The following is a 13,715-nucleotide window of genomic DNA, read 5'->3' on the forward strand; positions in this document are numbered from 1 at the left end:
ATCGCTGCTGGTGCAGTGCCGCAAAGGGATTTCCATAATTGCCACACGCCGCCGAAGTGCGGACTATCCTTTGAACAGACAGCCATAGCATGCTGTCGACGGAGCGCCCCCACGCAGTTCCGCAATACCCCACGCATCCCGCCCCGTCGGCAGCCCACCGAAGTAAAGCAATAAGAACAATGGCAAGGGAGACGTCCATGCAAGTCTATGACAGCCTGCTGTATGTGACTGCGATGGTGCTGGTGTGTTTGTATGTGTATCTGGGCGTACTGTCTCGCAGCACGGCGATCAGGCTCGGATCGCCGGCGATCGTGGCGGGACTGGTGCTGGCCTATTCGCTGTCGCCGCTGCATTCGGGCGGTTGATGGCGCTGACCCCGGCGTGACCGGGGCGTCGTTCACTTGGCCGCCGCCTGGCGGTTCCCAGCGGGTTTGACCTGCGCCGGGAATTCCCGCAGCAGGGTGCCGATGGCCGCCTGCAGTTCCTGCGGCACCACCGGCTTGTGCAGCAATGCGGTGCCGCTCGCATGTGCGGTGCGCAGGCGGTCCGCCGCAGTATCCCCCGTGATGATGATGGCCGGCACATGGCGGCCCAGCCGCTGCCGGATCGCGTCCAGTGCCTGCTGGCCGGTATGGTGGCCGCGCAGCCGGTAATCCGCGAGCACCAGCCTGGGCGTGAATTCCGCCAGCGCTGCCAGTGCCTGTTCTTCGGATTCGACCGTGCGGCACTCGCAGCGCCAGGCCGACAGCAGTTCGGACATCGCGCTGCGGATGGCCTCGTCATCATCGATCACCAGCACGCGCAGCCCGTCGAGTGCGCGCGCCGCCGGCGGGGACGGGCTCTCTTCGGGCGACTCCCAGGCCTGCGGCATGTCGAAGCGGAACACGGAGCCCCGCGCGGGGCTGGACACGAGCGTCACGCGCGTCTGCATGGTGCGCGCCAGGCCCTCGACAATGGCCAGGCCCAGCCCGAGTCCTTTGCGCTGGTCTCGCTCTGGATTGCCGAGTTGGTGGAATTCCCGAAAGATGGCGCGGTGCTGGGCGGCGGGGATGCCGATGCCGGTGTCCCAGACTTCGATCGTCGCGCGCGCGCCACGCTTGCGGCAGGCCACCAGCACGCCGCCGCGTTGCGTATAGCGGATGGCATTGGCAATCAGGTTGCGCAGCACCAGCTCGGCCAGGGTGGGATCGCCATGCAGCGTGACGGTGGTATCCCGCGTGCGGTACACCAGCCCGCGCGCCTCGGCCTGCGGCGCGAATTCGTTCTCCAGCTTGTGCAGCAGCGGCTGCAGGCGGAACGCACGCGCGCGCGGCGTGATCACGCCGGCCTCGAGCTTGGAGAAGTCCAGCAGCGAGTTCAGCATCTCGCGCGCGGCGCCGGAAGAGGCTTCGATATGCGCCAGCAACTGGCGCTGGCGTTCATCCAGCCAGGTGCGGCCCAGCGATACCAGGAATAGCCCCATCGCGTGCAGCGGCTGCCGCAGGTCATGGCTGGCGGAGGCCAGGAACACCGACTTGGCGCGGCTGGCTTCTTCGGCCGCGTGCTGGGCGGCCTCGGCGCGCGCGGTCTGTTCGCGCAGCTGCGAGATCAGTTCCACGTTCTCGAAGCGCAGGGCGATCGATTGCCGCGCCACGCGCGCATAGTTGCGCGCGAACACCAGCAGCACGAACAGGTACAGCGGCGTGCCGAGGAACATCGGCAGGTATTCGATATCGCCGGTGGCCAGGAAGGCAATCCATACCGGTACGATCGCCGGCACGAAGAAGCCGATGGCCACCGGCAGGCATGCGGAGAATACCGCGAGGGCGGCAGCGCTCATGCCGGCAATCAGCGACAGGATGCAGATCACTACCGCCGGCATGCGCACGTCCAGGTAGAGCCAGGCCACCAGTCCCCACAGCGCGCCGATCAGCACCAGCATGGCGGTCATGCCGTGCGCATAGCGGGTGGCGCCGGCTTCGGTCAGCCGCTCCGGCAACCGCAGCCGTCCAAAGTACGCCACGGCGCAAACCAGTACCATCGCGCCCGCCCAGGGCAGTGCGCCGGGGCGGTCACCGTTCAGGGTCAGGCCTGCGGCCAGGATGATGGCAGCCAGCGAACAGCCCGCCATCGCGCAGCCGAAACTCTGGTCGATCAGGTTCATCTGCGCGGCAAGCAGGCGCGGCTCATCGTAGCGGGGCAGCCAGCGCAGCGGCCTGCGCGCAGGGGCGGCCGGGCCGGTGGTCTCCGTCGTCATCGCACCGCCTGCACCAGGCCGCGCCGCTGTGCCTCCAGGATGGCTTCGACGCGGCTGACCACGCCGAGGTGATCCAGGATGGCCGCGACATGGACGCGCACGGTGTTCTCCGACAGGCCCATATGGTAAGCAATGACCTTGTTCGAGCGGCCCAGGGTCAGCTGATGCAGCACCTCGAGCTGGCGCGGTGTGAGCGTGCTGGCAGCGTAGGGCGCCTGGGGCGACGCCACGGCCTTGGCCTCGCCGGAAAAATACGTGCCGCCGGCCAGGCAGCACGCGATGGCTTCCTCGATCTCGTGCGCGTCGGCGGACTTGGGCAGGAAACCCGCGATCTCGCGCCGCACCTCGGCCGGGATGATTTCGAGGCCCGACGTGCCCGACACGATCAGGATGCGCGCCGCCCCAAAGTGCCGGCGCAACACCTTGACGCCCTCGATGCCGTTCAGGCCCGGCATCTGGATGTCGAGCAGCACGATGTCGACCGCCGTGCCGCCGTGGTCCTGCACCGCCTGCATGACCGAGCCGGCCTCGATGATATGGGCCACGCTCGGGCTGTCGGCGAGCACCAGGCGCAGGCCGGTGCGGAACAGGGTGTGGTCGTCGATCAGCAGCAGGCGGGCGTGGGGCATTGAAGATAGCCGGTGCGAGGGGCGATCCATTGAACAAGATTCGCCGGCGCTTGTCCATGCAACCGGCGTGGGGGCGCAACTAGTCCGGAAAGATTATTGGCGCGCGGGAAAGCTGGTGCAAAGATGCCAGTCGTGGGCAGTTCCGCGACGTGCCCGCACCACTTTTGTTACCCACTACCACCCGGCTGTGGGTATTTTTTTTGCTGGCAAGCGGCTGCGGGGCTGGCGTGAATGAAAAAACCGGCAGCGCGGGGCGGTGCCGGCTTCGTGTAAGCCGCATGCAAGGCGCCTGAACTGGCGCCCGGTGTTACGGTTACGGGCGGTTCACCGAGATATCGTAGAACGCTCCGTTGGCAGCGATGCCCAGGCTCAGCCCGGTATTGCCCGGGATCAGCGAGATCATTTCGGAAGCGCCGCTGGTGGCGGCACGGTAGCGCAGGCCGTTGGCCGGGCTGTTAACCTTCCAGCTGTCCAGGCGGCCGTCTTCCACGCGCTTGCGCGTGTAGCTGCCGGTCTGCGCATCCACCACAGTCACGACGGTCGACCACGTGCCGGCGTTTTGCAGCGTGGGCACCAGTCCGCCAAACATGACCGTGTCCCAGTACGAGTTGGTCGCACCCACTACCGGCAGGGGACGTACCACCTGCTTGGCGGCGAGCATGAAGCCATCGTCGTGGCTGATGACGACCGTCACCTGGCCGTCGGTGCCCTTGAATGCATAGGCCAGCTGCGAGCCGAAGCTGTCGCTGATCTTGAAGCTGCCGTCGGCGTTGACGCTGAGCGTCGGCAGTTCTTCAGGCAGCCATGCCTCGCAGGTATTCACGCCGGAGCAGTCGGCACCCTTGGTCAGCTTGCCCGCGGCATCGATGCTGAAGCTCACGCGGCGCGATACGTAGGGAGTTCCGCTGTTGTCGCGCTCCATGCCGAGACCGTTCCAGTCGCCCGCCAGCTCGGCCAGGGCAACGGCCTGTGCGGGCAGCAGCAGGGTGGGCAGATCGCTCATCGGGCCCGCGGGCGGCACGGCCAGTGCGATGCCCGACTTGGCGACCATCACGGTGTTGGTGGTCCCGTTCGCGCCCGGCACGGTGAAGCGGCAGTCATCGTTGGCAACGGCGGTGAAGGGGACGGTCTCGTTGCCGACCTGCAGCTTGAGCGCGGCGGCGTCGAGGTCGCCGGCTTCCGCAGCTGCGGAGCCCAGTCCGATCACATGGTACTTGCCCGTCTTCAGCCCGGCGCAGCTCGCCGCCGCCGGTTGCAGCGCGGTCTGGACCGCCGCCGCACCGGCATTGGAGCCCACTGCCGAGGACAGTTCGCCCAGCGTCGTCTTTGACGCTTCCAGGCGATCGCCCAACTGGTCCAGCAGCTTGTCCTGGGCATTGCCGGCGTTGGCGCCGTTGGCGGCAACCAGCGGATCCTTGAGCGGGTCGACGCTGGTCAGGTCCACCACGCCGGTCAGCACCAGGCGCACCGCCTCTGTGGCGCTGGTCAGGTTGCCGGAAGTGAGCGTGGCCTGCGCGGCGGCGTCGAACTGGTCGAAGAAGGCCGTGGTGCTGCCCTGTGCCAGCGATGCGGTCACCAGTTCCGTCAGCGGGGTGATGTTGGCCACGGCGGTGGTGCCGGTGCCGGCCTCGACCACCGAATGCAGCGTGGTGCCGTCAGGCGTCTTGACGCTGAGCACGCACGGGCGCGTGGCACCTTCGATGCTGAGCGTGAAGGTACCGTCTGCGGCGGTGGTGGCCGTGCCGCTGCCCGCTGCGCATTTGGCCTGCACGGTGGCACCCCCCAACGCGGCACCCACGGCGGCGGTACCGCTGATTTTCGTGGCGGTGGGCGCGTTGGTGGTGGGCGTCGAATCTCCGCCGCCGCCTCCGCAGGCCGTCAGTACGGCCGCCGCCAGACCCGTCAAAAACAGATGTTTTGTTTTCATCCCTGTATTGTTCTCTGTGGTTTTTGTCATGGCAGGGCGCTGCGTGGGTGGAACACTGGCTCATGCAGGACACCCGCCCGCAGGGAGGCTGACCCGCCCTGCGGCCGCGATTTTGCGTGATATGCCTTAACCTGCCCAACCCGCGTTGAGGTGATTGACAAAGTGCACGAGGCGTGGCGGCTGGCGTGCCGCCACGGGAGGAAATCCGGATCAGGCTGCCGCCTGGGCCAACCCCGGCCACATCGGCCGTGATGCGGGCGCCCGGTCATCGGCGCGGCAATCCTCGACCAGCCGTTCGGCATCGATGCCGAACCAGTCGTGCCAGCCGCGTGCCAGCGCGCTGGCGGATCGCAGGCCCGCATGTGCGGCCAACTCGTCCAGCGGGGGCACCAGGCCGCTGGCGCTGGCGAGTGCATGCAGTGCCAAGGCGGCACGTTGTTCGCGCAGCAGCGGATGCAGCGCTTCGCCCTCGGCAAAGAGCCGCGCGCGCACCAGGCGTGCCGGCACTTGCCATTGCGCGGCCAGGCGCTCGGCGTTCCAGTCGGTTTCGGGGCGGGAAAAGACCAGGCCGGCAAACTGGCGCGACCACGGGCGCTCGGCGGGCTTGCCGGCCAGGCGCGGGCAGTCGCTGTCGGGTACCGCAGTCAGGACGATGGCGCAGGGTTGCTGCCAGGTACCGGGCAGGTCGCAGTCGAAGTGGGCGAAGGCGTGCACCACGAACGGGTCGCCCGGGCGCACTTCGCGCCGCGCATTGGCGTCGCGCAGGCTGGCCGTGCCGTGCAGGGCTTGCACATGGACGGCAAAGGGAAAGCGCAGGCGGGCAAAGCGGACGTGGTGACGGCTGACAAGCGGCATGCGGAAGACTACCCGGAAGCTGGCGGCGGTGCGGCGGGTAACTGTCGCAGGATTCGGCGGCCGGCGCAAGGCCGTGAAGATCCCGTTTAAAGCCAGTTCCAGCCCCGGCGGCTGCCGCGTTACAGCTCTGACATCCCGAAGTGGCGCAGCCGTGGCAGGTCGGTCACGCGGATGCTCTGATACGACAAGTGCACCATGCCCGCATCGGCGAGCCGGCGCAGCGCCTGGTTGACGCGCTGGCGCGACAGTCCGGTGAGCAGGCCGATTTCTTCCTGCGACAGCTCCAGGACCGGGCTGGTGCGCGGATACAGGTCCGGATGGAACAGCTGCGCGATGGCTTGCGCCACGCGCGCGTCGGCACCGAGCAGGCGATCGTTCTGCACGGTGGCGATGAACTGGCCCATGCGCTCGTTGAGCTGGCGCACGACAAAGCTGGCGAAGGGCAGGCTCTGCGCCAGCAGTGTGTTGAAGACTGGCTCGGGCACCAGCAACACCTGCGAGTCGCGGATCGCGATCACGTCATAGCGGCGGGCTTCGCGCTTGATCACGCTGCCTTCGCCGCACCAGCCGCCGGCGGGCACGCCCGAGAAGGTGCAGCCGCGGCCGTCGGGCGTGTACACCGCCAGCTTGATCAGGCCGCTGTCGACGCCGATCCAGTGGCGCGAGGGCTCGCCGCGCCGGGCGATGAAGCTGCCCGCGGCAAACGACTGCAGCAGGGTTTCGCGCGCGGCCAGGGCCTGGTGCGCCGGGGCGAGTTCGCCGAACCATGCATGGCTGGCAAGGATCGCGGCGGGTGCCGGGGCGGCAAGGGAAGAGGGGTCTGCGGGTTCGCTCATGGCAGGGGCGGGTGCGCCGCGCCGCATCCTGTAAGAATCGTGTAAGCCTTGCCTGGCGCGGGTTTGCGGGAAGTTTGTCGTCTCGATGACAGTGCGCCGGCGTGTGCGATGATAGCCTTGTGCCAGAAAAAGTGACAGCGCCGCAAGGCGCCCGAATGACAGCGCCCGAATGACCCGGGATGATCCCGACAAGGCGGAGACACCAGCAATGCCAACCGATTTCGACAGCGGCCTCGCCCGCAACGCGGCCAATTTCGTGCCGCTGACACCCATTGATTTCCTGGTCCGCGCCGCCGAGGTGTATGGCGATCGGCTGGCCATCGTGCATGGCTCGCTGCGCCAGAACTGGCGCGACACCTATGCGCGCGCGCGGCGCCTGGCCAGCGCGCTGGCACGCGCCGGCATCGGCAGGGGCGATACCGTGGCTGCGCTGCTGCCCAATACCCCCGCCATGGTGGAAGCGCATTTCGGCGTGCCGATGGCCGGTGCCGTGCTCAACGCGCTGAATATCCGCCTCGACGCCGCCAACCTGCTCTTCATGCTGCGCCATGGCGAAGCGCGCGTGCTGCTGGCCGACACCGAGTTCGCCGATGTGGCGCGGCAGATGGCGCTGGAATTGCCGGGCCTGAAGGTGATTGCCGTGCACGACGCGCTGGGCCCGCAGGCAGACCCGTTCGGCGACACCGACTACGAAGCCTTCCTCGCCGGCGGCGACCCGGCATACGCCTGGCAATTGCCCGCCGACGAATGGGATGCGATCGCGCTGAACTACACCTCGGGCACCACCGGCGATCCCAAGGGCGTGGTCTACCATCACCGCGGCGCGGCCATCAATGCGGTCTCCAATATCCTCGAATGGGACCTGCCCAAGCACCCGGTCTACCTGTGGACGCTGCCGATGTTCCACTGCAACGGCTGGTGTTTCCCGTGGACGGTGGCGGCGCGCGCGGGCGTCAACGTGTGCCTGCGCAAGTTCGAGCCCAGGCTGGTGTTCGACCTGATGCGCGCAGAGGGCGTGACCCACTACTGCGCCGCGCCGATCGTGCATACCGCGCTGGTCAATGCCCCCGCCGCGTGGCGCGAGGGCGTGCGCGGCCCGGTGCGCGGCATGGTGGCCGGCGCGCCGCCGCCGGCCGCGGTGCTGGCCCAGATGGAGGCGATGGGCTTCGAGCTGACCCATGTCTACGGCCTGACCGAGGTCTACGGCCCGGCCGCGGTGTGCGCCGAGCAGGACGACTGGAGCACGCTGTCCGGGCAGGACCGCGCGGTCAAGAAGGCGCGCCAGGGCGTGCGCTACCACCTGCAGTCGCAGGTGGCGGTGCTCGATCCCGATTCCATGCAGCCGGTGCCCCCCGATGGCGAGACCATCGGCGAGATCATGTTCCGCGGCAACATCTGCATGAAGGGCTACCTGAAGAACGAGAAGGCCACGCGCGCAGCCTTCGCCGGCGGCTGGTTCCATACCGGCGACCTGGGCGTCTGCATGCCCGACGGCTACATCAAGATCAAGGACCGCAGCAAGGACATCATCATTTCCGGCGGCGAGAATATCTCGAGCGTGGAAGTGGAAGATGCGCTCTACCGGCATCCGGCGGTGCTGGCCGCCGCGGTGGTGGCCCAGCCCGATGCCAAGTGGGGCGAGACGCCGTGCGCCTTTGTCGAACTGAAGGACGGGGCCAGCGTCAGCGCGGAAGAACTGATCGCGCATTGCCGCACGTTGCTGGCGGGCTTCAAGGTACCCAAGGCGGTCTATTTCGGGCCCTTGCCGAAGACCTCCACCGGCAAGATCCAGAAATTCGAACTGCGCCGCAAGGTGAAGTCGGACTCAGCGATCGACGTCTGAAATGCAAGCGGCGCCATCCCGGCGCCGCGTCCGCTCAGCGCGCCCGGATCTCGGGCGGCGTTGCCGTCCTGGGCGGTTGGTGCCAGTCCGGGCCGATGTCGGGGAACACCTCGCATTCGCCGCGCACGATGCTCTCGATGGTGGCGCATACGCATTCGGTGCCGCGCGGTCCCACGCACACCAGGCTGCGCGGATGGTCGCTGTGCTGCGGAATGGCATAGACCCGCATGCCCTCGCGGAACAGCGGGTGCTTGGTAAGGCGTTCGTTCATCAGTTCAACGAAACGCTGGGGCGTGACGACCGGCTTGTCCATTGCATGCTCCTGCGGCCTTGGCAACGTACCCATTTCTTGGGGCATGGCGACCAGGTCAGTAGCGGCCAGGAAGATGACAGGCAGGTGGCAAAAAAGCGCACCGGGCAGCGCGCGTGCCCGGGACGTGGCCGGAATGAGGAATCGCGGGCAATGCATCGCCCGCGTTGCCACTGCCACACTTCCAGACTAGGTCACGCGGCGCGTAGTGCAAGTAAATCGCGATCTTCTGCCGGTGTCAGGTGACGCGCAGTTCGCCTGCGGCGCGCGGGCCGTTCAGGATGCCATTGCCGGCGGCCCAGCACGCGGCTTCGGCTTCCGCATAGGACCGGTAGGTTCCCGGTGCCGCTACCGTGCAGTCCTCGTCGGCGGCGCCGCAGCGTTCTTCCATGACGATGCGCCAGGTGAAGCGGCCCGGTGCGTCCTCGAGGACATGGAGCACCAGCGTGCGGTGATCGTCGGTCAGCGTGAGAGGCAAAGTCGACATGGGTCTCTCCCGTTCTCAGGTAGGCGCATTGATGCTAGCAAGTGTGCGTCGCAAATGCCATGGGGGATTTAAGGGCGCGCCATGGCAAGATACGGCCTTTGCGGCAGTCGCCGCGCCGGATCTTTGTCGCTGAACATGCCTCTCTCGCCCGAGTTCAACCAACGGATCGCCGCCCTGACGGCGCATTACGATGCCGTCGTGCTGCCGCTGTGGACCGCCTCCGGCTGGAATCCCGACCTGTTGCTGCCCTTTGAAGCGCTCGACGGCGGCAGCGCCGCGCCGCTGCCGCCGGCGCGCTATCGCGCCATGGCGTGCGCGCGCCAGCTGTACGTGTTTTCGCTGGCGGGGCAGCAGACGCATGCCGATACGCTGTTCGGCTCGCTGCAGGCCTACTTCGGCAATGGCGAAGGCGCGTGGATCTACAGCGTCGACCCGGCCGGTGCGCCGCTCGACAGCACCCGCGACCTCTACACCCATGCCTTCGTGATCTTCGCCTGCGCCGCGTATTACGCGCGCTTCGGCAACGAGGATGCGCTGGAGGTGCTCGATGAAACCGTCGATATTGTCGAAGACCGCTTCGCCGACGGACTGGGCCTGTACCACGCCGCGCTGACCGGGCATTTCAGGCCCAAGGGTGCGGGCGTGCTGCAGAACCCGGTCATGCACCTGACCGAGGCCTACCTGGCCGCGCTCGACGCCACCGGTGACGAGTGGTATGCGGAACGCCTGCGCGAGATCGCGATGGCCGTGCACGAGCGCTTCGTCGATCCCGCCAGCGGCTGCGTGGCGGAGCTGCCGCAAGGCAGCGCGGACAACCGTATCGAACCGGGCCACCAGTTCGAATGGTTTTCGCTGGTGGCCGGCAGGCCGGCGCTGTTCGGCGATCTGCCGCTATCGGATGCCCTGCGCCGCGCGTTCGCGTTCGCGCAGCGGCACGGCGTCGCCGCCGGCACGCTGGGTGTCTGCGCGGCGCTGGATGCGGACGGCGCACGGATCGACGGCACCGAACGCATCTGGGCGCAGACCGAGTTTGCGCGCGCGCTGGCGGTGGAGGGATCGGCGCAGTCGCTGGCCACGCTGGCCGGCTGGGCCGGGCAATTCCGCAGCCGTTTCCTGTCTGCGCAAGGCTGGCATGAATGCGTGGCGCCGACCGGCGACGTGGTGCGCGCGGAGATGCCCTCGACCTCGCCCTATCACCTGGCGACCTCATACCAGGCGCTGGCCGCCGTTGCAGGGCTGCAATGGCCCGCAACGGCCGCATGACCGCACCGGCCAGGGTGTTCTCAATTCTTTGCAGTTGCCGGGATAGCGCGCGTCTACACTCGAGCCCGCGCTCCGGTCCGCATCGCAATCCTTCTTAACTACCTGGTCGTCGTTCTGAAGTTGCGGGCCGGGACGCCCCGGAACCAGCTCAGCGGGGGCTGGGCTGCGGCAGCCGGTCGGCGTGCCGGGCCGGCAGGAGTCGTTGCGACGAGGGCGAAAGGGCATTGGCCTGGATCAGGCCAGCGCCTGCCGGCTTGACGCGGACAGCCATTTGCTCGACGCGCTTCTGCGCCTGGGTTTCGGCGTGGTCGTTCAGGATCAGGCACAGCAGCGTCAGCAAGGCTGCTGTGATCATGCTCAGCGCAATCCAGGCCAGGCAGTGCTTGCGTTCCATGGTACGGACAGTGGGGCGTCATCAGTGCGCGAAGTTTAAGCGCGCGTGCGCCGGGCAATTGTCAACCTTTGCAAACGCAGCCGCCGTGCAGGTTTCGGTGGCGGTCGCCGTTATTCCGTAACGCCGTGCTCGTGCAGCAGCCGCTCGCATTCCTCGAGCATGTCGCAGGCGAATGCGGACTGGTACTTCGGGTCGAGCGCTTCCATCATCTCGTGCGCGGCGTAGAGGCCGGCTTCGCGCGACAGGGTCTCGGCGAGCTGGCGCGCAAACTGGTCGCTCAGCTCGGACAGCAGGCGCCGCTCGGACAGCGGCAACTGCAGTTTCGAGCGCGACAGCCATTCGCCTGCCAGCGTGGCGCCCTGGGCGTCGGTCATCCACTTGCGGTGTTCGTAATAGGCCGACAGGCGCTCCGCGGCCAGCGCGAACAGCAGCGCCTTGCGGGTATTGAAATCGATCCGGCGGGGTGGGGCGAGGGTCATGCTTGCAGCTTGGTGCGGACCGGCGCAGCGTTGGCCGATCGTAGTCTTGTCGAAGGAATCAGGCCGGCGCGGCGCCGGCCTGCGCAAAGCGCGCAGCCAGCCAGGCGCCGATCTCGGCAATCTCTTCCAGGCACACCGCATGGCCCATCGGATAGGTGTGCCATGTCACCGGATTTGGCCGCGCCTGCACGAAATCGCGTGCCGCCACGCCGAGCGCAAGCGGCACGACTTCATCCTGCGTGCCGTGCGCGGCGAATACCGGGGTGCTGGCGTTGGCGGCGCTGGCTTCGGCCGCCAGCGTCGACGGTGCGGGCAGGTAGGTCGATAGTGCAACGATGCCGGCCAGCGGCTCCGCATGGGTCAGTCCCGCGGTGTAGGCGATGGCGCCGCCTTGCGAGAAGCCTGCCAGCACGATGCGGCCGCTCGGGATGCCGCGTGCATTTTCTCGTGCGATCAGGGCGCGAATAGCCTCGCAGGATGCGCGGATGCCGGTCTCGTCGGCGCGGCGGCCTGCCTGGTCGAGGGAAACGATGTCATACCAGGCCGGCATGACATAGCCACCATTGCAGGTCACTGGTATCGCCGGAGCGTGCGGAAAGATGAAGCGCACGCCGGGCGCGGCCGGCAGCCGCAACTCCGGCACCACCGGGGCGAAGTCACTGCCATCGGCGCCCAGGCCGTGCATCCAGATGACGGCGCAGCCGGGATTGGGCGCGGTTTCGATTTCGATCGCGGGCAGCAGTTCGCTCATGGGCCGGTTCCTGTGGAGGGTCTGCCTGCGCCATGCGGGCGTCAGGCAGCGCGAGTATCGCACAGGTGCGGACCTGCCTGGCCGCGCGCCGCGGCCAGCGCCGCGGCATGGGCCCGCGTCACGCCGCGGACGGAACGATCGGCACCGTGGTCAGGCCCGGCGTGCGCGCTGGCAACTCGGGCATGGCCGGCGGCGTGGCGCGGCGCTTGTCGACCACGTCTTCCACGCCCTTGGCCGCGACATCCTCAAGGAACGCGACCATGTCGCGGTAGTAGGCCACCTGCATCTGTGCCTCGAGCAGGCGCCTTTCGGCCTGGAATAGCGTCAGCCTCATGTCTTGCAGTTCCCTTTCGGCGATCTTTTCCGGGGTCGGCGGACTGAACAAGTTTGCAAGCCAACGCATGGCAGTACCTCCAGTGCTGTCAACAGCGAGTTTGCGGGCTTTCGCCATGAGGACAAATATAGACAAGAATTCGAAAACGCGTCCCTCGGACACTTGGCCGTGGCGCCTCGCCCACAAGGATGATTGCCGCTTGCGGGACTCTACGTTAGATTAATCGGCCATGATGTGGCCGGTATCGCGCGCTTGCTGCGATGGCGCTTCGGGGCCGGTTGAGGGCGCGTGCATGAAGCGCAGGATCGGCGGCCAGAAGGTGTCGATATGCTCCGGCAAGATGGCCGCATCATGCGGCATGGCATCGTGCATCACCAGCGCATGCAGATGCCTGGCGGCGCTGGCCACGCGCTCCGCGTGGGGCGGCACGATGACCACGTCGCCACGGCTGTGCACCACCAGCAGCGGCCGTTCCAGCTTGCTCGCGCGGGCCGCGTTGTTCCACGGATCCGGCAGCAGCCACGCGGCCCATGCGGGAATGCGCCCGGTCTGCACCGCGGCCAGCCGCGCCGAGCTGAAGCCCGCGGCTATCACATAGCCATCCGGCTGCGGCGCGAAACGCCGCGCCACGTCGAGCAGGATGCCCGAGCCCAGCGAATGTCCCAGCACCACGCGCCGTTTCGATTGCGGCGTGGCGGCGATGAACTGCGCGTAGGCAGCCAGTGCATCCTGCCGCAGCCGGCGCACGCTCGGCCTTCCGGTGCTGCGCCCATAACCGCTGTAATCGAACACGTAGGAGGCGATGCCCGCATCGGCCAGCATCGCCTGCACCGGAGCCCAGTCAGGCAGGCATTCGTTGTCGCCATGGCACACCATCAGGGCCGGTGCTTCGCCGTCTGCCACCGCCATGAAGGCCGCATGCAGGATGCGGTCGCCGCTGGCGAAGGTGTCGTACCGCACCGTAGGGGTGTAATTGTCGGGTGGTTTCGCGAGCCTTGTCTCATCCGTTGGCGTGACAAAGGCTTTGCGCTCCAGCGCACGAAACAGCAGATGTCGCGCGACCCCGGCCGCCACGGCCATGCCCGCTGCCGCAGCCAGCCAGCGGTGACGCGCGGTTTGAGAAGGTGGGCGGGGGTCAGGATTCATCTTCTTCAGGCTAGCAGGCCGGCCTTTGCAAGTGAAGAATTGCTCATTCGGAAGCGCTTTTCCCTGGCAGCGCGGGCGGGCTATTCCTTCGATAGAAATCTTTTTCCTTGACTATCTACCTATCAGTAGATAGCATTCAGTCCATGGCACCGCTGCACTGCCACCGCAAGCAAGAAAGAAGGCACGGAAATGTGGCGATTCCATTGCATGACCTGAACGGTCTTT

The 13,715-nt window shown here is 67.3% G+C and carries 15 protein-coding genes; 3 read left to right on the forward strand and 12 right to left on the reverse strand.

Annotation, left to right across the window (positions count from 1 at the left end):
- Window positions 1-197 precede the first annotated feature (197 nt).
- Window positions 198-365 (forward strand): hypothetical protein, encoded by a 168-nt coding sequence (locus CBM2586_RS22285; RefSeq protein ID WP_010812488.1) that lies wholly within the window; start codon window positions 198-200, stop codon window positions 363-365.
- 32 nt (window positions 366-397) lie between these two features.
- Here the strand turns inward: CBM2586_RS22285 and CBM2586_RS22290 are convergent, their stop codons facing one another.
- The 5 genes from CBM2586_RS22290 to CBM2586_RS22310 form a co-directional block, all read right to left on the reverse strand.
- Window positions 398-2,236 (reverse strand): ATP-binding response regulator, encoded by a 1,839-nt coding sequence (locus CBM2586_RS22290; protein WP_115689841.1) that lies wholly within the window; start codon window positions 2,234-2,236, stop codon window positions 398-400.
- Window positions 2,233-2,865, reverse strand: coding sequence for a response regulator transcription factor (locus CBM2586_RS22295; protein ID WP_115689843.1), 633 nt, complete (start codon window positions 2,863-2,865; stop codon window positions 2,233-2,235). Before CBM2586_RS22295 ends, CBM2586_RS22290 begins: the two co-directional genes overlap by 4 nt.
- Window positions 2,866-3,178: 313 nt before the next feature.
- Window positions 3,179-4,792: a hypothetical protein gene (locus tag CBM2586_RS22300; protein ID WP_115689845.1), complete on the reverse strand. Its 1,614-nt coding sequence runs from the start codon at window positions 4,790-4,792 to the stop codon at window positions 3,179-3,181.
- 210 nt (window positions 4,793-5,002) lie between these two features.
- On the reverse strand, window positions 5,003-5,647 hold the full coding sequence (locus CBM2586_RS22305; protein WP_115689847.1) for an AraC family transcriptional regulator: 645 nt from the start codon (window positions 5,645-5,647) through the stop codon (window positions 5,003-5,005).
- Window positions 5,648-5,766: 119 nt separating this feature from the next.
- Complete coding sequence (locus CBM2586_RS22310) at window positions 5,767-6,483, reverse strand: Crp/Fnr family transcriptional regulator (RefSeq protein WP_115664742.1); 717 nt, start codon at window positions 6,481-6,483, stop codon at window positions 5,767-5,769.
- Window positions 6,484-6,691: 208 nt separating this feature from the next.
- On the opposite strand from CBM2586_RS22310, the gene CBM2586_RS22315 reads away from it, so the two are divergent.
- Window positions 6,692-8,326 (forward strand): acyl-CoA synthetase, encoded by a 1,635-nt coding sequence (locus CBM2586_RS22315; protein ID WP_115664739.1) that lies wholly within the window; start codon window positions 6,692-6,694, stop codon window positions 8,324-8,326.
- A gap of 34 nt (window positions 8,327-8,360) precedes the next feature.
- Here the strand turns inward: CBM2586_RS22315 and CBM2586_RS22320 are convergent, their stop codons facing one another.
- Together CBM2586_RS22320 and CBM2586_RS22325 are read right to left on the reverse strand one after the other, a co-directional pair.
- On the reverse strand, window positions 8,361-8,639 hold the full coding sequence (locus CBM2586_RS22320; RefSeq protein WP_115664737.1) for a hypothetical protein: 279 nt from the start codon (window positions 8,637-8,639) through the stop codon (window positions 8,361-8,363).
- A gap of 235 nt (window positions 8,640-8,874) precedes the next feature.
- Complete coding sequence (locus CBM2586_RS22325) at window positions 8,875-9,123, reverse strand: hypothetical protein (protein WP_115664735.1); 249 nt, start codon at window positions 9,121-9,123, stop codon at window positions 8,875-8,877.
- A gap of 135 nt (window positions 9,124-9,258) precedes the next feature.
- On the opposite strand from CBM2586_RS22325, the gene CBM2586_RS22330 reads away from it, so the two are divergent.
- Window positions 9,259-10,386: an AGE family epimerase/isomerase gene (locus tag CBM2586_RS22330; RefSeq protein ID WP_115691418.1), complete on the forward strand. Its 1,128-nt coding sequence runs from the start codon at window positions 9,259-9,261 to the stop codon at window positions 10,384-10,386.
- Window positions 10,387-10,534: 148 nt separating this feature from the next.
- Here the strand turns inward: CBM2586_RS22330 and CBM2586_RS22335 are convergent, their stop codons facing one another.
- The 5 genes from CBM2586_RS22335 to CBM2586_RS22355 all read right to left on the reverse strand — a co-directional run bounded on the left by CBM2586_RS22335 (window position 10,535) and on the right by CBM2586_RS22355 (window position 13,490).
- Complete coding sequence (locus CBM2586_RS22335) at window positions 10,535-10,741, reverse strand: hypothetical protein (RefSeq protein WP_231942590.1); 207 nt, start codon at window positions 10,739-10,741, stop codon at window positions 10,535-10,537.
- Between the two features lie 149 nt (window positions 10,742-10,890).
- Window positions 10,891-11,259, reverse strand: a complete 369-nt coding sequence (locus tag CBM2586_RS22340) for a hypothetical protein (protein WP_115691420.1) — start codon at window positions 11,257-11,259, stop codon at window positions 10,891-10,893.
- A gap of 58 nt (window positions 11,260-11,317) precedes the next feature.
- Entirely contained in the window at window positions 11,318-12,010 is a 693-nt protein-coding gene (locus CBM2586_RS22345; protein ID WP_115664731.1) for an alpha/beta hydrolase, read from the reverse strand.
- A gap of 118 nt (window positions 12,011-12,128) precedes the next feature.
- Complete coding sequence (locus CBM2586_RS22350; RefSeq protein WP_010812500.1) at window positions 12,129-12,413, reverse strand: hypothetical protein; 285 nt, start codon at window positions 12,411-12,413, stop codon at window positions 12,129-12,131.
- Between the two features lie 150 nt (window positions 12,414-12,563).
- On the reverse strand, window positions 12,564-13,490 hold the full coding sequence (locus CBM2586_RS22355) for an alpha/beta hydrolase (protein WP_115689849.1): 927 nt from the start codon (window positions 13,488-13,490) through the stop codon (window positions 12,564-12,566).
- Window positions 13,491-13,715: the final 225 nt, after the last annotated feature.

It is taken from the genome of Cupriavidus taiwanensis, from assembly GCF_900250115.1.
GTDB classification, from domain to species: domain Bacteria; phylum Pseudomonadota; class Gammaproteobacteria; order Burkholderiales; family Burkholderiaceae; genus Cupriavidus; species Cupriavidus taiwanensis_B.